At 62.5% G+C, this 20,073-nt stretch carries 16 protein-coding genes; 11 read left to right on the plus strand and 5 right to left on the minus strand.

The window, feature by feature from the left end:
- Positions 1-115 precede the first annotated feature (115 nt).
- From QRN38_RS22015 to QRN38_RS22065, 11 genes are all read left to right on the plus strand, one after another.
- On the plus strand, positions 116-967 hold the full coding sequence (locus QRN38_RS22015; protein WP_502945127.1) for a TIGR03749 family integrating conjugative element protein: 852 nt from the start codon (positions 116-118) through the stop codon (positions 965-967).
- The gene (locus QRN38_RS22020) at positions 957-2,387 is read left to right on the plus strand and encodes a TIGR03752 family integrating conjugative element protein (protein WP_011269706.1); all 1,431 of its coding nucleotides are present in this window, start codon (positions 957-959) and stop codon (positions 2,385-2,387) included. Before QRN38_RS22015 ends, QRN38_RS22020 begins: the two co-directional genes overlap by 11 nt.
- A complete protein-coding gene (locus tag QRN38_RS22025) occupies positions 2,368-2,811 on the plus strand; it encodes a TIGR03751 family conjugal transfer lipoprotein (protein WP_057417704.1) in 444 nt (147 codons plus the stop codon). The genes QRN38_RS22020 and QRN38_RS22025 overlap by 20 nt, the downstream gene beginning before the upstream one ends.
- Positions 2,811-5,675 (plus strand): conjugative transfer ATPase, encoded by a 2,865-nt coding sequence (locus QRN38_RS22030; protein WP_012438505.1) that lies wholly within the window; start codon positions 2,811-2,813, stop codon positions 5,673-5,675. Before QRN38_RS22025 ends, QRN38_RS22030 begins: the two co-directional genes overlap by 1 nt.
- A gap of 15 nt (positions 5,676-5,690) precedes the next feature.
- Positions 5,691-6,455 carry a DsbA family protein gene (locus QRN38_RS22035; protein WP_057417705.1) on the plus strand — a complete coding sequence of 255 codons (765 nt, stop codon included), beginning with the start codon at positions 5,691-5,693 and terminating at the stop codon, positions 6,453-6,455.
- Between the two features lie 184 nt (positions 6,456-6,639).
- Positions 6,640-7,134: a JAB domain-containing protein gene (locus QRN38_RS22040; protein ID WP_011269702.1), complete on the plus strand. Its 495-nt coding sequence runs from the start codon at positions 6,640-6,642 to the stop codon at positions 7,132-7,134.
- Between the two features lie 160 nt (positions 7,135-7,294).
- Positions 7,295-7,741 carry a TIGR03757 family integrating conjugative element protein gene (locus QRN38_RS22045; protein WP_011269701.1) on the plus strand — a complete coding sequence of 149 codons (447 nt, stop codon included), beginning with the start codon at positions 7,295-7,297 and terminating at the stop codon, positions 7,739-7,741.
- Positions 7,741-8,703: a TIGR03756 family integrating conjugative element protein gene (locus tag QRN38_RS22050; protein ID WP_432443721.1), complete on the plus strand. Its 963-nt coding sequence runs from the start codon at positions 7,741-7,743 to the stop codon at positions 8,701-8,703. Before QRN38_RS22045 ends, QRN38_RS22050 begins: the two co-directional genes overlap by 1 nt.
- 10 nt (positions 8,704-8,713) lie before the next feature.
- The gene (locus QRN38_RS22055) at positions 8,714-10,108 is read left to right on the plus strand and encodes an integrating conjugative element protein (RefSeq protein WP_011269699.1); all 1,395 of its coding nucleotides are present in this window, start codon (positions 8,714-8,716) and stop codon (positions 10,106-10,108) included.
- Positions 10,105-10,452, plus strand: coding sequence for a hypothetical protein (locus QRN38_RS22060; protein WP_011269698.1), 348 nt, complete (start codon positions 10,105-10,107; stop codon positions 10,450-10,452). Before QRN38_RS22055 ends, QRN38_RS22060 begins: the two co-directional genes overlap by 4 nt.
- Before the next feature lie 15 nt (positions 10,453-10,467).
- Positions 10,468-11,985 (plus strand): conjugal transfer protein TraG N-terminal domain-containing protein, encoded by a 1,518-nt coding sequence (locus QRN38_RS22065; RefSeq protein WP_046833643.1) that lies wholly within the window; start codon positions 10,468-10,470, stop codon positions 11,983-11,985.
- Between the two features lie 266 nt (positions 11,986-12,251).
- Here QRN38_RS22065 and QRN38_RS22070 read toward each other — a convergent pair whose 3' ends face one another.
- Genes QRN38_RS22070 through QRN38_RS22090 form a run of 5 tightly spaced genes read right to left on the minus strand, consistent with a single transcriptional unit; the run spans position 12,252 to position 19,985 of the window.
- Positions 12,252-13,154 (minus strand): DMT family transporter, encoded by a 903-nt coding sequence (locus tag QRN38_RS22070; protein WP_052761677.1) that lies wholly within the window; start codon positions 13,152-13,154, stop codon positions 12,252-12,254.
- The gene (gene serB, locus QRN38_RS22075) at positions 13,151-14,062 is read right to left on the minus strand and encodes a phosphoserine phosphatase SerB (RefSeq protein ID WP_081025316.1); all 912 of its coding nucleotides are present in this window, start codon (positions 14,060-14,062) and stop codon (positions 13,151-13,153) included. The genes QRN38_RS22070 and serB overlap by 4 nt, the downstream gene beginning before the upstream one ends.
- Positions 14,063-14,117: 55 nt before the next feature.
- The gene (locus tag QRN38_RS22080; RefSeq protein WP_024420816.1) at positions 14,118-14,933 is read right to left on the minus strand and encodes a 2OG-Fe(II)-dependent halogenase WelO5 family protein; all 816 of its coding nucleotides are present in this window, start codon (positions 14,931-14,933) and stop codon (positions 14,118-14,120) included.
- A gap of 34 nt (positions 14,934-14,967) precedes the next feature.
- Complete coding sequence (locus tag QRN38_RS22085) at positions 14,968-15,720, minus strand: SDR family oxidoreductase (protein WP_057417707.1); 753 nt, start codon at positions 15,718-15,720, stop codon at positions 14,968-14,970.
- A complete protein-coding gene (locus QRN38_RS22090) occupies positions 15,717-19,985 on the minus strand; it encodes an AMP-binding protein (protein ID WP_081025317.1) in 4,269 nt (1,422 codons plus the stop codon). The genes QRN38_RS22085 and QRN38_RS22090 overlap by 4 nt, the downstream gene beginning before the upstream one ends.
- Positions 19,986-20,073: the final 88 nt, after the last annotated feature.

Raw genomic sequence — 20,073 nt, forward strand, 5'->3', positions numbered from 1 at the left:
GACAGCTCGGAAAACCTTAGCGTACGATTTTTTCCGAATTCTCTAGGCTCCCCTACTCGCGCTGCTGGGACTGCTGGCCGTGGCCTCGGCTCCCGTCGCCCAGGCCTTGGAGGTTATGCGCTGGGAACGCATGCCGCTTGCGGTGGCGCTGAAGGTCGGCCAGGAACGCATCGTGTTTATCGACCGGAACGTCCGCGTGGGCGTGCCTGCGGGTGTGGGCGAGCGCCTGCGCGTGCAGAGCGCGGGCGGCGCGGTGTATCTGCGCGCGAACGAGCCGATCGAACCCACGCGGCTGCAACTGCAAGACACCGACACCGGGGCATTGATCCTGCTGGACATTGCTGCCGAGCCGGCCAAGGGTGGCGAGCCTGCGCTGGAGCCGGTGCGCATCGTCGAGGGCGATGTGCCCTCCGCGCGCTCCGGCGATCAGCCGACCGATGCCGACGAAGTGCCAGCACCCGCCAATCGCCAGGCGGCCGCGCAGTCAGCCCGGCGCGAAACGCCAATCTCGGTAGTCCTTACACGCTTTGCCGCGCAGAACCTATACGCACCGCTGCGCACGGTCGAGCCGCTGCCGGGCGTCATGCGGGTCAACCTGCGCCGTGACCTGGACCTCGGCACCTTGATTCCGACACTGCCGGTGCGCGCCACCGCACTCGCCTCGTGGCGGCTGGAAGACCAATGGGTGACGGCCGTGCGCCTCACCAACACCGACGCCGGCTGGATCACGCTAGACCCGCGCGTGCTGCAAGGCGATTTCCTCACTGCCACCTTCCAGCATGAGGCACTCGGCCCGCGCGGCACGCCCGAGGACACCACCGTCCTGTACCTGATGACGCGCGGGCGAGGCATCACGCAGTCGCTTTTGCCCGCCCTCCACCGCTTCGACCCGGCCACGCATTTGCCGCAGCCGGAAGCCAGCGTCGAGGATCCGAAGGACGGCAAGGAGGCTCCCCATGCGCAGTAACGGACTCCTGAAGTGGCTGATGATTCCTGTGGCCCTGCTGGTGCTGTTCTTCGGCATTCGGCTGTTCTCGGGCGGAGGGTCGTCGGCACCCTCGCAAGCCGAGACGGGTAGCCAACTCACGCCCGAAGAAATGAAGGCATTGGGCATTGCAGGCGATACCCCGCGCGACACCGTGGCAACGCTCGTCGCCCAGGTAAAGCAACTGCGCACCGAGCTTCAGACCGCGCTGTCTGATAACAAGTCCCAGCGCGAGGAGAACCAGCGGCTGCGCCAGCGCGAGAACTCGATCGACCAGCGCATCAACTCGGCGCTGGAGACCGAGCGCTCCAACCTGCGCCGCGACCAGCAACAGGCGGCCAGTGAACGCCAGCAGACCGAGGGCCTGCTCGCCGACTTGCAGCAGCGTCTGGACAGCATCGGCGGACGCGGGGGCGGCCATACAGATATGCCTGTGGGCCTGGGGCTGCGCGACGGCGACGAGGCCGGAATGGAAGGCGGCATGCGCTGGGTGGATCCAGACGATAAGAAGCCCGTCGATGGACGCAATGGCAACCGTGGCACGGGTGGCGGCAACAACTTCCCGACGAGCTTCGGCCCGGCGCAGAGCACGCTGGACACCACGGCGGAAACCGTGCCGAAGGCGAGTGAGGGCTCCGCCCGGGCCAAAAGCACCAAACCCGTCTATACCGTGCCGACGAACTCGACGCTCATGGGGTCGGTGGCGATGACGGCGCTGATTGGCCGCGTCCCGATCGACGGAACCGTGAACGATCCGTACCCCTTCAAAGTCCTCGTCGGCCCCGACAATCTCACCGCCAACGGCATCGACATTCCTGACGTGGCCGGTGCGGTCTTCAGCGGCACGGCTTCGGGGGACTGGACGCTGTCATGCGTGCGCGGCCAGGTGCGCAGCATCACCTTCGTCTTTCATGATGGAACGATCCGCACGATCCCCGAGGACCGCGAGGGCAATCAGCAGAACAACCAGCAGCAGAACGCTCAAAGTGGGGGCCTGGGCTGGATCAGTGATCCCTACGGCATCCCGTGCGTCGGCGGAGAGCGGCGCAGCAATGCGCAGCAGTACATCGGCTCGCAAGCCCTCATCACGGCGGCCGGCGCCGGCGTGGCCTCGCTCATCCAAAGCGACAGCGGCCAGATGTCCTACGTGGGCTCGGACGGCTCTATTGGCACCGTGGGCATCAGCGGTCAGGAAGCGGTCGGCCGGATTCTCGCAGGCGGTGTCAAGGAGATGTCGAACTGGGTCAACAAGCTGTACGGCCAGGCATTCGCCGCAGTGTATGTCCAGCCCGGCGCCAAAGTCGCCGTCCACCTCGACAAGCCGCTCGCCATCGACTTCGATCCCGAAGGTCGCAAGGTTGATCACCGCGCAGGAGAAAACCATGCTCTCGAACTTGACTAAGGGCCTTGCGTCGGCCCTCCTCCTCGCGCTGCTGGGCGGCTGCGCCACCAGCAAGGAGGATCTGCTGACCCACGGCGACCGCTCGATGATGGATATCTGGCAGCAGGAAACCGGCGACGGCGCGGTGGGTGGTGCCGGCCAGGTGGCTCACCGCCTGCTGCTCGACGCGCGCCAGAGCCTGCGTCGGCCGCTGACCGACGCCGACGTGCAGGCCGCACCCGCCGAGCAGATGCGCTACACGCGCACGGCGCGCAACGAGGTCTATCGCCAGTTCCAGCGCCTGCCCAATCCCGACCTGGTGATGTACGTATTCCCCCATTTGGCCGGCACGGACCCCGTGCCGGTTCCGGGCTACAGCACCGTGTTTCCGCTGTACAAACGCATCCAATACGCCATGCCGGGCGAGCGCGTGGAGGACTACTGATGCGGTGGAAACTCCCTTGGCCCAAGCTGGCCGCCGCAGCAAACGGAAACGACGAGCCGTCTGACGGATGGCTGCGCCATGTCGAGGCCTTGCGCCAAGCTGGCCTGCCCGAACCCGGTGCTGCGGTCCAGGGCCACAGGCCGGCGACCGTGGCCGACGAGCAGGCGCTGTACGACGTTGCGCCGTCCTTTGTGGAACTGCTGCCCTGGGTGGAGTTCCTGCCCGAGTCGAAGTCGATGCTGCTGGAGGACGGGCAATCGGTGGCAGCCTTCTATGAGCTGGTGCCGTTGGGCACCGAGGGCCGGGAACCCGGCTGGCTCGCGCATGCCCGCGACGCGTTGGAGAATGCGCTCCAGGACAGCTTCGATGAACTGGATGAGAACCCTTGGGTGCTCCAGCTCTACGCCCAGGACGAGCCCAGCTTCGACCAGTACATGCAGACCCTGCGCGACTACGTGCGGCCGAGTGCCCGCGATACGGCATTCACCGAGTTCTACCTACGCTTCTTCAGCCATCACCTGCGCGCGGTGGCCAAGCCGGGCGGCCTGTTCGAGGACACCGTGGTCACGCGGCTGCGCTGGCGCGGCCAGACTCGGCGTGTACGGATGGTGGTCTATCGCCGTTCCATCGGACAGACGAGCCGCCGTGGTCAGACCCCGGAGCAGATGCTCAACATCGTCTGCGACCGCCTGTGCGGAGGACTGGCGAACGCTGGCATCGAGGCCCGGCGCATGGTCGCCGCAGACATTCACGACTGGCTACTGCGGTGGTTCAACCCGAATCCCAAGTTGCTTGGTCCTGGTGCCGAGGACCGCGAGCGCTTCTTCGCGCTGGCGCGCTACCCCGACAAAGCTGAGGACGGCGAGATCGAACTGGCGAGCGGGCGGGATTTCAGCCAGCGGATGTTCTTTGGGCAACCACGTTCCGACGTCGCGCAAGGCGCTTGGTATTTCGACGGGATGCCGCACCGCGTGCTCGTCACTGACCGGCTTCGCATGCCACCGGGCACGGGGCACCTGACCGGCGAAACCCGCAAGGGCGATGCGATCAACACGCTGTTCGACCAGATGCCCGAAGACACGTTGATGTGCCTGACGATGGTCGCCACGCCGCAGGACGTCCTCGAATCAGACCTGAACCACTTGGCGAGAAAGGCTGTGGGCGAGACGCTTGCGTCCGAGCAGACGCTCAAGGATGTGCATGAGGCGCGCTCGATGATCGGCAGCGCGCATAAGCTCTACAGAGGCAGCTTGGCGTTCTATCTGCGTGGGCACGATGAAGCAGAACTGGACCGGCGCGGCCTCGATCTCGCGAACGTGATGCTCAACGCCGGCTTGCAGCCGGTGCGCGAGGAAGACGAGGTGGCGCCGCTCAACAGCTATCTGCGCTGGCTGCCGTGTTGCTACAACCCTGGCCTGGATCGGAAGAAGTGGTACACGCAACTGATGTTCGCGCAGCATGCCGCGAACCTATCGCCGGTGTGGGGGCGCAGCCAGGGCACAGGGCATCCCGGCATCACGATGTTCAATCGCGGCGGCGGGCCGATCACCTTCGATCCCCTCAACAGGTTTGACAGGCAGATGAATGCCCACCTCTTCCTGTTCGGACCGACGGGTTCGGGCAAGTCAGCCACGCTCAACAACCTGCTGAACCAGGTCACGGCGATCTACCGGCCGCGCCTGTTCATCGTGGAGGCTGGCAACAGCTTCGGGCTGTTCGCCGAGTTCGCGCGCAAGCTCGGACTGACTGTCCACCGCGTGAAGCTCGCACCCGGGGTGGACGTGAGCCTAGCTCCCTTTGCTGACGCACGTCGCCTGATCGAGACGCCGAGCGACGTGCAGACGCTCGATGCCGATGCGCTGGACGAGGACCGGCCACCCGACGCCACAGAGGCGGACGAGCAGCGCGACGTGCTAGGCGAACTGGAAATCACCGCACGCCTCATGATCACCGGCGGCGAGGACAAAGAGGAGGCGCGCATGACGCGCGCGGATCGCTCGCTGATCCGTCAGTGCATCCTCGATGCGGCCGAGCACTGCGTGGCCGATGGGCGCACGGTACTCACGCGCGACGTGCGCAACGCGCTTCGCACCCGCGGCCAGGACCCGACGTTGCCGGAAACGCGGCGCGTGCGCCTACTGGAAATGGCCGACGCAATGGACATGTTCTGCCAGGGCAACGATGGCGAGATGTTCGACCGGCCCGGCACGCCGTGGCCCGAGGCCGACATCACGCTGGTTGATCTCGCCACCTATGCCCGCGAAGGCTACAACGCGCAGCTCTCCATCGCCTACATCAGTCTGATCAGCACCGTCAACAACATCGCCGAGCGCGACCAATACCTCGGGCGGCCGATCGTCAACGTGACCGATGAAGGGCACATCATCACCAAAAATCCGCTGCTTGCCCCTTACGTCGTGAAGATCACGAAGATGTGGCGCAAGTTGGGCGCTTGGTTCTGGTTGGCGACACAGAACATCGACGACTTGCCGCGTGCCGCGGAGCCCATGCTCAACATGATCGAATGGTGGATCTGCCTGTCGATGCCACCGGACGAGGTGGAGAAGATTGCGCGCTTCCGCGAACTCTCGCCCGCGCAGAAGGCATTGATGTTGTCAGCCCGCAAGGAAGCCGGCAAGTTCACCGAGGGCGTCATCCTGTCCAAGAACATGGAAGTGCTCTTCCGGGCCGTGCCACCGAGCCTTTACCTCGCCCTCGCGCAAACCGAACCCGAGGAAAAAGCCGAGCGCTACCAGCTCATGCAGCAGTTCGGCATCAGCGAGTTGGACGCCGCCTTCAAGGTGGCCGAGAAGATTGACCAGGCGCGCGGCATTGAGTCGCCGGCCCTGGACCAGCCCCAATAGCCGCCGGAGAGAACCATGACGCCCAGACGTCCTTCCATCCCGATACAGGTGCTGGCATTCCGCCACAGGCGCTGGCGGCCTCGCTGGCTCTGGGGCTTGGCCGCCGCGCTGGTCGCGCTATTGCTGATTTGGCTTTCGTCCAGGTGGTCCGGCGATTCCACGACGCGGTCTCCCGTGGCGGTCAACACCGCACAGGTGGCTGGGCCTCCCTGGCAGTTGGGCAACCCCGAGGGCCGTTTCACCATGACGCTCTATGGGGACCTCGAATGCCCATTCTGCCGCTCCTACTTCCCGCTGCTCAAGCGCTGGGTGGGCGTCAACGCGGACGTGGCCCTGCAATGGCAGCACATGCCGCTGGCCGCGCATGAGCCGGCTGCGTCAGCCGAAGCACGTTTAGCCGAATGCGCCGCTGAGGTGGGTGGGCATGCTGCCTTTTGGCAGACCATCGAATGGGTCTATGCCCATACGCGCAGCGACGGCCAGGGCTTGCCCGTTGGCCTGCGCTATCCCGACCTCACGCCCGCTATCGATCAGTGCCTGGCGAGCGAGCGGCCGGACTTGGCGATCCGTACCCAGGCCGCGGAAGCGACGAAGAGCGGCGTGACCGCCACGCCATCGGTCAGACTGCACGATCGCCAGACCGGTCAGACCATCCTGCTGCAGGGGCCGATCAAGGGCGACGCCCTGCTGTCGGCCATGGACATTTTGTCGGCTGACGACCCGGCCGACACACCCACCACCGAAATGCCTGCCGACGTTGTCGGCGACATGCCCAGGTAGCCTGCGGTCCTTGAGGCTACGGCGCAGCCCGCTGCGCTGACCGCTACCCGTTCGCCTCGCATCCTGGCCGCGAACGATCACCGCAGCCGCGGTGGTGGATGCATCCTGTTCCGTTATTCCTATCCCCCGGAGGGCTTGCCCTTCAGGGGCGTGCGCCCTCCTATCTCACATCTGGAGGTTCGTCATGCCTTTCGCCGTTAATAACTCCTGCGTGGAGTCACTTCCTTTCGTCGCTGCGCAGCACGAGGACCGGATCATCCAGCAAGCCATCGCGCTGCTGGAACAGCGTGTTTTCAAAGCCGGCCCGCGTCTCGACTGGCCAGCAGACGTTCGGGACTACCTGCGTCTGAAGCTGGTCGACGAGCCCAACGAAGTATTCGTCGTTGTGTTCATGGACAATCTGCACCAAGTGCTGGCCTGTGAACCGATGTTCAGAGGCACGATCAATTCGGCCACGGTTCACGCGCGTGTCATCGTGCAGCGTGCATTGGCGCTGAACGCTGCCGCCGTCATTCTTTCGCACCAGCATCCCTCGGGGGCCACTGAACCGTCGAACGCTGATCGCACGCTAACCCACCAACTGGAAGCTGCGCTGGCGCTCATCGATGTTCGGGTACTGGACCACATCATCATCGGCAAGGGAACTCCATTTTCCTTCGCTGAGCGCGGCCTGCTGTAGCCCATCTTTTTCATTGATCATTGCGGGGGCTTCGGCCCCCGTTTTTTCTTTGCAGCGAGATAATCTGGTATGTGGGGTGCCAGCGATGCGCTTTGTTTGTGCGTGTCGCATCGGGTTCGGCGTTTGACTATCGCCCTGATCAACTTCCGGGGCACGCGACATGCCAGCATCTTTTCTCAGGTTCGCGCCAGGCTTGCGAGCCCTTGGATTAGCCGTCGTGCTGCCTGCGTCCTTGGTGGCATTCAGCCCGGCCACACTGGCTACCGATGTGCTGGTCATCACCGACAGCCGTCATCCGGTCAGGACCATGGGCGGCGAGCGGCTGATCGAGCTGGACGAAGCGCCGCGGATCGAAGCTGAGCTTTCTGCGGCACTGCCCGCCGATCCCGATCAGGCAACAGCCATCGCCAGGCGCCGGTTGAACCAAGGCGGTGCCGACCTTCAGCACCGCATCGCTTCCGCATACCAAGGCGTCACCGACGCATGGAGCTTGGGCATCACCAGCATCCCGGCCGTCGTGGTGGACCGGCGCTATGTGGTCTATGGCGAGCCTGACGTGGCGCGTGCCATCGCGCGAATCGAACAGCATCGGAGGACACAGCCGTGATCCGCCCATTCGACCCGTTGCGCCGCCTGCGTGTCGCGGTGGCCTCGCTGCTGCTGGTCAGCGCCACAGCGAGCTACGCATTGAATACCGCAACCATCGTCGGTTCAGTGGCATCGCCAGATTGCCTGGAGTACCGGGTGGTGGGCATCTGCTACTGGCTCTACTGCACTGTAAGCGGCTGCACGGTGCGCACGTCCGTCAAAGTGCGCCACTACATTCCCGATGCGGTCGTCTCCAGCTACAACAACACTGGCGAAAATCCTTGGACCGATGTGCGTGCGATGAGCGCCTCCAACGCGACAGCTCGCGCGGGTGGTGACGGCATCACTAACGACGACCACGAGAACAATCTCGCACGATTCAAGAACGCCGATGTCATCGGCCATCCCGGCGGCGAGGTGTTCAACCAGTTCGCGTCGTCTTCGGGCTATTTCTGCGAGGGCGCTGGCATGGCGTTCATGCCGTATCTGCTCAGCACCCTGGACACACTGGCCTGGCGCTACAACGTGCCCGAGATGGCTTACCCGGAGGCGCTGACCCCGGGCATTCGCGAGATCGGCGCGCGCTCGACGTCGAACCTCTGGGGCAACGTCTATCCGCGCGGCGGCTTCCTGCACCAGACGGACGACCACAAGGCTGGTGCCGTGGTGGCCCAACGCGCGGGGGATGTGGTCACGCGCCGCGGGCAGGTCCATGTCTATCAGCCGCTGCTGGCAAACTCGCGGCCCGGCTACTGGCCTGCCGGCGCGCTGATGGAGGGTAATGCCTCGACCGGCAAGTGGCAGGAACTCACGCCCGCGCTGTCCTCGTCCTGCACGGTCTTCCCGCGCGGCGGCTCCCTGATTCAAGCCACTCAAACCACTCAAGCCCAGCAAGGCGACTACGCCTGGGCGCTGTGGCGGCCCTATGTGTGCTGCGAACGCCGGGGCCAGGTGTTCCTCGGCAGCGTCGATTTCGATTGAGGATACGGCGATGAAGCGTCCTGAACTGATGAATCTCTCTACCAAGGCACGCCGCCTGCTGCGCACCACGGCGCTGGCCGGCGCGCTTGCCCTGGGCTGCGGCCTCGCATGGGCGCAGAACGGCTTCCAGGCCAGCGGCCCCGTCATCGGCGATGAGGTCATGTATTCGATTGGTGGTGGCAGCGCGGTGTCCATGGGCCGCGCGGCAGGCATGCGTTCGATCGGAGTCGGTGCGGGCTGGAACAGCAACCTGATCTGCGGCGACATGAACATCCAGACCACGCTGAAGAACCAGCTCAACGGTGTCACGAACGGCTTTCAGCAGATCATGAGCAACGTGATCCAGAGTGCTACCAGCGCCGTGGCATCCCTGCCTGCGCTGATCATCCAGCGCGCCGATCCAGGCTTGTACAACCTGCTCACAAATGGCGTGCTGCAGGCGCGGCTGGACTTCGACCGCTCGAAGCTGACGTGCCGCGCCATGGCCGAGAAGATGGCCGAGACGGCCGGCGGCCAGCTTGGCTGGAGCCAGATGGCACAAGGCATGGCGCTGCGCGATGCGGTGTCTAGCACGGATGCCGTGTCGGCGATCGAGCAAGCGGAAACCAAGCGCGGCAATGACGGCGTGCCCTGGGTGGGCGGCAGCAATGCCGGTGGCGCGGGCCAGCCGGCCATCCGAGTGGTCGGCGATGTCACTCGGGCGGGCTACAACCTGGTCAATGGCCGCAGCGTGACCGACACGTCATCCATCGCCCAAGCGAGTTGCGCAAGCCTGTCCTGCCAGACCTGGACCTCGCCGCAACAGGCGGTCGAATGGGCGACGCGGGTCCTGGGCGAGAAAGAGCAGCGCATCTGCGATGCCTGCACCAAGACCGAGACAGTGCCCGGTGTGGGGCTCACGCCGCTGATCCAGGAGGAGTACGAGGCGAAGTTGGAAGCCTTGCAGGAGCTGATCTCGGGGACGCGCAACACGACGTTCGAGAACCTGCGCGTGGCTGGCAGCACCTCGCTGCCCATCACGCGCGGCGTCATCGAGGCGCTACGCGACGAGCCCGATCAAGACCTGCTGGCGCGGCGGCTGGCGTCCGAGGTGGCGCTGTCGTCCGTGCTGGAGAAAGCTCTGCTGCTCCAGCGGACCCTGCTGACGGGCAAGAAGGAGCCCAACGTCGCCGCCAATGAACTCGCGGTGGAGGCCGTGAACCACGAGAGCGACACGCTCGACCGCGAGATCCAGAACCTGAAGACCGAGCTGGAACTGCGCCGCGAGCTGGCCAACAACTCGCCGATGGCCATCATCCAGCGCCACGGCACGCGTGCGGCGGGTTCGCGTGGCATCTACGAGGGTGATCCGGTGCCTGACCGTCTCGACCAGTTGCAGAAGGGCAATCCGGGAGTCCGGCCATGAGCATGACTGGGCTGCGGCCGCGCTGGCTGTTCAGCAGGCGCGCGGCGAAGGCGCTGATGTGGACGGTGGTGATCATTGCCGCTGCCGTGGGCACCAACATTGCTGGCATCTACATGGTCGGCAGCGTTACCGGTTGGGAGCGCTGGCTGGCGGCCGCGGAAGGCTATTTCCTGGTGTGGAGGCTCTGCCTGTACGGGACGACGGCCTATGGATGGATCTGGATGCGCCGCCGGCTGCTGGCGCGCGAGGCCGATGCGCAGGCGCGACGCCGCTTGGGGCGCAGTGAGATCGCCGGCGTCCTCGCCATCGTGGCGCTGGAAACCAGTCTGCTGATACAGGGCTAAGGGGAGAGTCAGGCAATGACGCTTTTCACCACCGACTACCTGGAGTACTACCTCACCCTTGTCTCCTGGATCGTCAATAACGGCATCTGGGCCGTGTTGGTATCCAGCGGGGTATTTGCGCTGCCCTTTGTGGCGATCATCGTGCAGGAATGGCTCAAGGCCCGCACGGAAGGTGCCGACGAAGGCAACAAGGGCGTGCTCTCGGCTGCGCGCATCGAGAACCGAGTGTTCGTCGCCATCGTGGTAGTGATGTTTGCTGGCATCCCTTTCATCGACGTCGACCTCAACACCATCCAGTACGACAGCTCACGCTCCGCGCAGTGCCAGGTCAGCGTGCCGCAGCCGGCCGACACAGGTTGGTCGCAGTCCTTCTCGACCCTCAACAATCAAAGCGCAAAGTTGCCGGTGTGGTGGGCCTTCATCCACGCGCTCTCGCGCGCTGTCACGGGCGCTTCTGTCGCGGCAATCCCCTGCGGCACCGACCTGCGGCAGATGCGGATGGAGATTGACGCCACGCGCATCGACGATCCAATGCTGGCCCAGGAAGTGGCGGATTTCAGCCACGATTGCTACGGGCCGGCCCGTGCCAAGCTGTTCATGCAGCGCCCGCAACTTGATGAAGACCAGATGCACGATGTCACCTGGATCGGCTCGCGCTTCTTGACGGACACGGCCGGCTACTACGACAGCTATCGCTCCAGCACGCCGCGCGAGGACTGGCCCTACGACAGCAACCGAGATGCAGGGCTTGCGCAGGTGTCCAGCGGCGGCGGATACCCGAACTGTCGGCAATGGTGGGCCGATGGCAGCAACGGCCTGCGGGCACGGCTGCTGGGCCAGGTGGACCCAAACCTGCTCACGCGGCTGGCGGGCTGGGCTGGGTTCCTGAGCCGCGCCGACGTGGATGATTCGGTGATTCGCGCGATCGCCTCGCCGCGTCAGCAGAAACTCAACCAAGGCTCGGTCTATACAGACTACGGTGGCCAGATCGACAAAACCTTGCCGAACATCGTGACGCGCGCGGCAGGTGACGTGGGAATGGCCGTTGGGGGACTGGCAGCATTCCCCGCAATGGACGTGGTGCGCCAGGCCCTGCCCATGGTGCTCGCGCTCCTCAAGATGGCGTTGGTGATTTGCATTCCTCTGGTATTGGTCGTGGGCACCTACGACCTCAAGATGGTCGTCACGGTCAGCGTCGTGCAGTTCGCGCTGTTCTTCGTCGATTTTTGGCTCCAGTTGGCCCGCTGGATCGACAGCACCATCCTTGATGCGCTCTATGGATGGGGCTGGGGATGGAACCGGCCGCACAATAACTTCGATCCGATGGTCGGATTGAACAATGCCTTCGGCGACATGCTTCTGAACTTCGTCACCGGGACGATGTTCTTGGTCCTGCCGACTTTTTGGGTCGCAGCGTTGGGGTGGGTCGGGATCAAGGCCGGGGTGATCGCTCAGAACCTTGCCGTAGGCTCCAAGGAAGCTCGTGATAGCGCAGGGGTGGGTGTAAACAAGGTAGCTGGCAAAGTGCTGTGACTGATAGGCCAAACCTCAGTCATCGAGGCGTCATCCCAACACATCCCTGATCGACATGCGTCGTGAGGGCAAGCTTTTGCCCATTGCATTGAGTAATGGGCGCAAAATGGAAGACCTGATAAAGGGAGAGCCAATGGGACATTTACAGCCTAGCTGTGCTTAGCATTGGCAAGCACATCTTCATAGAGGAATTCAAGGCCGATTTGTTCTTCGGTGTGTAAGCGTCGTCTCAGCACCCTCTGTTTTTATTGATGGCTTTGTGATCATCAGGCCCGTTCCTGGGGCTGCACATCCGTTGGCTTAGTGCACAGCCGCACGCCAGCCGCTGCTAGCACCACGCCGGCCCAAGCCAGCGCTGGCATCGGTTCATTCAGCAGTACGAGAGCGAAAAGCGCGGCGCAGGGAGGCACCAAAAAAAACACCGCTGATACTTTAGCCGCCTCGTTGCGCCGGATCATCAACATCAGCAGCGCCACAGCCAGCAGCGAGTTGCATAACGCCAGATAACCGAGCGCCCCGAGCAGCGGCCAAGTCCAAACGAGGTGCGTGGTTTCCAGGCTCAGCACCAATGGCACGACCACCACAAGGCCCAACACATACTGAACGGTCAACGACACCAGCACCGGCTGCGGCTCCAGGGTTTTCTCCAGGAGCACGGCGCCACAAAGACCCAGCAACGACAGCCACGCCAAGCCCATGCCCAACGCGGTGAAGCGCTCCACTTGCGACTTGCTCAGGATGACCACCGCTGCGCCAGCGAACCCCAACAACATGCCCATCCATTGAGGACGAGCCAGCGGTGTACGCAGCAGCGGCGAGGCCACACCGACCAGCACCGGCTGCATCGATACGATCAGCGCCAAAAGGCCTGCGGAAATTCCCGCACTTATCGCCAGGTAAGTCCCGGCAAAGTAAACGCACTGCATGAGCATGCCGATGGCGATAAGGCCAAGCCATTGCCGGCCTTTAGGCAAGGGGGGCTTTTGCAGGAACACCAGCGGCAACAGCACCAGTACCACCAGCACATAGCGCAACCATAGAAACAATAATGGACTGCTGTAGTTCAGTCCCACTTTGACAATGGAAAACCCGGACGACCACAGCAGCAAGAACACTAAGCAGATCAGCAGATCCGCACGCTTGCGTAACGCCTTCAGGCATTTCCTCACTCAACACCCTCATTATGCAGGCTGTGAGGGAACGCCTCACTGCCAATCTGCTCGCTACACGCCAAGGCATGGATTATGCCGTCGAGCCCAGTGTGGTCCAGCACGATATCGCACGCCGGCAGCAGCGCTGCCTGTGGCCGAAAACCTACAAACAGGCCGCAGAACCTGGCCATTTCCAGATCGTTGGCACCATCCCCCACGGCAATTACCTGCTGCGGCGAAAAGCCGTTGCGCTTGCAAAGACTGGCCAGGATGTCAGCTTTGCCCTGGGCGTCGATCACCTCGCCGAGTAGCGTGCCGGTAAGGGTCTCATGGGCGATCTCCAACTCATGTGCAAACGCCTCGTCAATTCCCAGTGCCTGGCGAAGCGGCTGCGCAACCAACTGAAAGCCGCCGCTGACGATAGCGCTGCGAAGGCCGGCCGCTGCCGCTGCGTGGATCAACTCGCGTGCACCAGGAGCGAGCGGGCAGGAATGTTCTATCAATTCGTGTACATCGCTTAACGCCGTTCCGCGCAGCAGGCCGATTCGATAGCGCATGCTGGCGGCGTAGTCGTGCCCAGGATCCGTAATCGCCTGGAGGGTGAGTGCGCTGACTTGCTGCCCTACCCCGGCAAGGTTGGCCAGTTCCACCATGGTTTCGCTCTCGATGAGGGTGGAGTCCATGTCGCAAGCTAACAGGCGAAAGCGCCTCAAGGTCAGGCCCCCCGGTACCACCGCAAAGTCGATTTCGTGCTGGCGCAACGCGAAGAAAAGATCCCCGCGTCCCCCCTCATGGCGGTCAAGCCAAGGAGTGAACAGAAACCCGGGGCCAACACGTGGCCCCGCGAAACCGACCTCTTTCATCCATCGCACAAGGCCACTACGTGATTGCAGATCTGAGCCAAACAAGATCAGGTATCGTTTCATAAGTGTCGCCGATGTGACGCGCGCGGTGTAGCGGCGCCCTGCCGTTGCTGAAAACTCAGCTCCAATAAGTCAACGGTCGGTCACTGCCATAGCAACCGATAAACGCTGCCATGCCAATACGATAACTCTCATCGCTGGGCGTAACGGCGTGCAGCATGCGCGAGCTAAAAATGATCAAATCGCCAGCATCGGGATGGATCACCAGCGGAGCTTGCTCGACCTCATCTGGCAGCAGGCCTTCAACGTCGCGGATTTTAACCATTTCCTCGGGGGTCGGGTCGCGCAACCAGAGTTGCAGGTCGCCGCCCTGCTTGGGGGTGCGTAAGTACATATTAGCGACCATCTGCTCTTCAATACCTGCCAGTTCAGGCGCATCCGACTCTTCGATGATCGTGTCGTTATGCGGATAAAAGCGCGATGAGGAAGGCCTGAATACCCGGATGGCTCCCACAAAGCAGCTATGTCCGTGCAAGCGCTGAATGTTTGCACCGCCCGGCCAGAACTCCTGCAATTGCAGGCGAATTTTGTCGGCCGGCGTCAGATGCGGAGCAAACAACGTGCGTAGGTCCTGAATGTTTTCCACTGCTTCATCGTGATACTTGCGCGCTGCCAACGGATCCCATTCCGAGTCGATATGAGGTGTACAGATGCGTCCCACGCTGCTGGTGTACTTTTTGTTGTAGTGGCCCAGTTTCGGGTGGTCGATACACCGGGACGCTGCCCGATCAGCAACGTCTACCGGGTAATAGCCCTTGACATGAATGGCACCGATCTCGCGCATCGACAGTGCGAGAAGCGTGTCGGTCGTTAATTCCGTGGCGACGATGGCCGGAGCGATTTCTCTTCTTGCCGGTTTTACTTGTACGTTCATGCCTTTAGTCCTCATTGGGAAAAAATACGTAGGATCAAACCCGCTGGCGGGTGGGACGCAGACGGATGTCATCGATATGCACGTGGGGCGGCTGATCGAGCACGAAACGGATGGAGCGGGCTACATCGTCAGCGCTCAGGAACGGGCCGAGGTCACGTTCCAGCGTGTCGAAGGCGTTCATGTCGTAACCTGCGGACTGCTGGAACCCGCTGCGCACGAAACCAGGCTCAATCAGAGTGACGCGGGTCAGGCTGCTGGCCAGTTCCTGGCGCAGCGACTCCACCAGAGAATGCAGGGCGAACTTGGTGGCCCCATAGACGGGGTTGCCCGCGGACAACGTGCGGCCAACGGTGGAGCCGATCACGACGATGTCCTGCACCGTATCGCTGCTGCGCTCGCGCTCGCTGAACGCTTTGGCCACGGCGCGTAATTGCTGCATCGCGCCAAGCACATTGATAGCAATCAGCTCCTCCCATTGCGCCTGGTCCGAGGTGAGCAGCGAGCCGGGCAAGCCCCTACCTGCGCAGAGCACAAAGGCACTCGGCGGCTCGCCGAAGTTGTGTTCACTCGCGCGCCACAGTTGCTCCACGTGGGTGACATCGCGTACGTCTGCCGCTACGCCGATGATGCCTCCGGGCTGCTGGGAAGCCGCGCAGATCTGCTCCAGGCTGTCCTGATTACGCCCGCTGATCGCCACCTGAATACCTGATTGCGCCAGGTTTTGCGCTATCGCTCGGCCGATGCCAGAGGTGCCGCCTGATACCGCGACTGTCATGTGGTTAGTCATGTCCTGCTGTACTCCTTGCGTTGAACACTTGCATTAAATGCTGCCGGCTGCGCCTGACGGAATAGGCCCAGATCGCTCAGGCGCTTCACGAACCTCAATACCCAGTCGTGCGACAGCTCAGTGAATTCCACTCCGTGGGCTGACAGCCGTGACAGCGTTCGGGAATGGTCGTAGATAATGTTGCGGGGCTCTCGCGATGCCCAAAACAGGCCGAGCGCGACCGGCGCCAAAGCGGTTTTCCCGGACCGTTCCAGCGCCTCCTTGAGGCTGCCTGCAACCGTGCGTGCCACGGGAATACCCAGCTTTTGAAGCGCGTCTACGAATAGGCCGGGCGATATCGAGAAGGGTGACTCGACGTGATAGGTGCCGCTGGGAAGGCTGCTGTCCAGCGAGAGCGCCACGATGCCACGGGCAACGGTATCGACCGGACTAAGCACTAAAGGCTCGTTGTAGTTGACCGGTACCATTCCCGCATGGGCGATCGCATTCACGCACTGCACCCAGCGGTTGGCATCGGCATTGCGCTGGAACAGAGCAGTTTGTGAATGCCCTGTCACATTCCCGGAGCGATAGATGAACGCGCTGTGCCCGCGATAGGCCAGTTCCCGAACAATGCCTTCGGTCAAGAATTTGCTGCGCTCGTACTCGTTCAGAAAGTCTTGACCGACATCGAGGGCATCTTCATCGAATCGCGCCGCCAGCTTGCCTCGGTAACAACCGCTCACGGCCAACGTAGACATAAAATGTAGCACCTTGCTCTTGCCGGCCTCCACAAAGCGGATGAGCTCATAGGCGGGTGCAACGATGCTGCGTTGCATGTCCACGCGGCTGCCCACCAGGCGCGTGTCGGCTGCAAAGTGATAGACCGCGTCCACAGTGGAGGCCAAATGGTTCCAATCGATCTGCGCCAAACCGAGACGAGGCTGACGCATGTCACCAACAATCACTCGCACGCGCTCGATCGCAGAGAGCGGCTGGCTGTGACCGAAGAAGTGTGCCCAGACTTCCGTAAGCCGCTGCTGGGCATCCGCTTGCGAAGGAGCCCGCACCAGACAGTGCACGGTCGCGCAACTCTGCTCGAGCAGCTCGCGCAGTATGTGCACCCCAATGAAGCCGGTGGCGCCGGTCAACAAAATAGTGCCGGGCGCATTGACGGCCGTATCGGTCGCAAAGCCTGTGGTTGCTGGCAACGCCTGCGCGGGAATGTTCCATAAAGCGCCGCTGGAGCTGCTTGAACTCAGATAAATGCCGGCTGGCTGGGCGTCCGCCCCGAGCAGCGCATGCCGCAACCCCTGCGCGAACGCCTGCATTTGGGCGGGACTGCTCATCCGTGCATTGAAGTTCAAGTCCAGAATCAACTGTTCTTCCAGCAGCCTGCCGGTCAGCTTGAACTGATTCACGCGATGATTATCGCGCCCGCGCACCCCTTGGTAGGCCACGGCAGCAGGACGCAGTTGCAGATCGTCGCGCAGGCCCAACCGGGCTCTGCCCAGATAGTTGAAGCAATGACGGGTGGCGGTGGACGGCAACCCGGACAAGGCATAGGAATGACCTAGGTTGGGAACCTGTGCCAAGGCTCGACCGACCACCAGCGCCGGTGCGTGTAGCAGATCGCTTGCTGGCACCGCGACTGGAAAGGCTGCAGTAAACCAGCCAACCGTGCGTGATACATCCACCTCGTCGCTCAGGCTGAGCCGCCCATGGCTTTCCACTGTGACGTTGAGAACCGGCTCCGGCCAATGAAGGCTGGCCAATTGCAGGTAGGTGCCCAGTAAGTATTGGTCGATCGAAATGCCCGCTGCGGCTGCACGTTCAATAATGTGTGCGGTTTCGCTACGGCTGAACGAAACCCAAGCTGTGTGTGCATCCGCTTCTGTACCCGCCTCGAAGGCTTGCGGCCGCGTGACGGACAGGCGCTGATGCCACCAGCCTGCATCTGCGGCCCACTGAGCCTGGTGCTCGTGCAAATGCCGTGTCCAATTGGCGTAGCTCAACGAGCGAAGCGGACACGCCTGGCCATCGTTGACATAACGCACCGTCAGCTCATCCAGGATCAAACTCCAGGACACTACATCGACCGCCAAGTGATGTGCCACAAGTAGCAGGTACTGCTTACCCCCTGCACGAATCAGTTCTACAAAAAACAGCGTACCTGCGCTGACATTCAACTTCTGTTCGAGGGCGGCATAGCGCTGATTCAGCAGTGCAGCGAGGTCGTCCACGGCTGCATCTGCTTCCCAGCAGGAAAACACATGTTCGTAAGCCGGCACAGCCTCGAACACCCAGGCGTGTTCAATGCTGTCATAGCAAAAGCGAGATCGCAGCAGTTCATGTGCTTGAAGCGTTTGCAGGCAGGCACGCTGCAGCCGGTCTGCATAGAGCCGCACGCCGGCTTCGACCAGCATGGACTGGCTCCACCGATTCGGTTCGCGAAAGTCCTGCTGCAGGAACCATTCTTGTGCCGGGCCGGCCTTGCAGGGGTGGGTCTCACGCTCGCTCCTAGTGTCGTCGGTCGTTTGCTGCGTGGCGCAGCGTAACTGGTCCAACAGCCCGTTGAGGGTCGGGTTGCCCAGAAACGCGCGGGCGGTGACATCGAACCCCTCGAGTTGTAACTCAGAGATCAGCCGCACGGCATCCAGAGAGTCACCGCCTAAATCGAAGAAATCGCTCGTAGCATCCACGGTCATCGCCCGGCAGTGGCGCTGAAAAATCCCCCTCACCTTGTCAGACGGGTTATCGCCAACGGGCTGGGCTTGGGCTGCGTCCGCCAGCGCCGCCGTGAAGCTGGCGAGTAACAGCTGTTCTACCGCGACGATGTCGAGTTTACCGTTGGCGTTCATCGGCAACTTTGCCAAGTGATCGAAGCGAAACGGCACCATATATCCGGGCAGGTTCTTGGAAAGTTCGCTACGCAATTGCGCGGCACTTTGGTGCACGCCTTCGTAGGCACACAGCAGGTAATCGCGCTCATCGTAGCGGTGATGAACCACCACAGCGCGCGCGTCCAGAATGCGTTGCAGGACCACTTCGACATGGCCCAGCTCGACCCGATAACCATTGACCTTGACTTGCCGATCTGCCCGGCCAACAAATTGCAACTGGCCCTGGGCGTCCAATCGCACTTGGTCTCCGGAGCGGTAGAATCGGCGACCGTCAAGCTCAACGAAGCGTCCGGCATCCAGGTCTGAGCGCTTCCAGTAACCAAGTGCCACCTGCGGCCCACCGATAAATAGTTCGCCAACTTCCCCAGGCGCACAGTGAACACCTTCACGGTTGTAAATGCGGATCTCTGTTTCACCCAGAGGCCGCCCCATGGGCACACTGCCCTTGAGACTATCGAGCCAGGCACCCGGCTCCACGGCTTGAACACTGATACCGATGGTGGCCTCAGTCGGGCCATAGTGATTAAAAAGTTGGGTTACCGCGCCACTGGCCAACGTGGCCCGCGCAAGCGCCGCGCTAAGCGGTTCTCCCCCGAGCAACAACCAGCCCAATTCCGGGCGCCGGGTTGTACCGCCCCCGGCTTGCTCAAGCACTGTGCGCCAATGGGTAGGCGTGATTTTCAGGATATCGATGTTGCGCTCGCTCAATAGCCGGCACAACGCTTGCGGGTCTTTGCGTTCGGCGTCGTCTGCCACATAGAGGCTGCCACCGGTCCACAGCGCCAAAAACAGCCCGGTATTGCCCAAGTCCGCCGCCAGCGTGCTCACGTGGGCATAACGCAGCCCATCGCGGATTCCCAACACCTGAGTAATACCGCGGCAGTAATGCGCAATGTTGTCATGGGATACCGCGACGCCCTTAGGGGTACCGGTGGAACCCGAGGTGTACAGCACGTAGGCGGCAGCGTCTGCGGTACAAGGCAGCGTGATGCAGGGTACAGGGGCCTGGCTTGCGCTAAAGTGATAACGCACAACGTTGTCACACTCCAGGCCATAGCCTCCGGTCGCAATAACGAGGTCGGCTCCAATCTGCGCCAGCCGGGCGGTGGCCTCCTCCTGCTGGTCAGCCACCTCGATTATCGTGTAGGTCGCGCCGCTGAACATGACAGCCACCAACCCAATCACGATCTCCAGGTTTCTGGGCCCGACCACGGCCACCAGTTTGCCGTGCCCTGCGCCGCACTCGACCAGTCTATGGGCCAATGCCCTAGCCTCAAGGCCCAGTACATCCCAACTAATCTGCCGGTAAGCGTCACACAAGGCGACTTGCTCAGGCGTGCGGTTTATCCAATTGGCTAACTTAGTAATTAGTAGTCCCGACATATTTATTCCCTGTGATAATACTTCCCCATTGATCTAATAATGGGGCGCGGAAGCAACTACGCAACGAACTGGCAACAAAGGCTAGGCA

It is taken from the genome of Pseudomonas sp. CFBP2511, from assembly GCF_030209255.1.
GTDB lineage: Bacteria > Pseudomonadota > Gammaproteobacteria > Pseudomonadales > Pseudomonadaceae > Aquipseudomonas > Aquipseudomonas avellanae.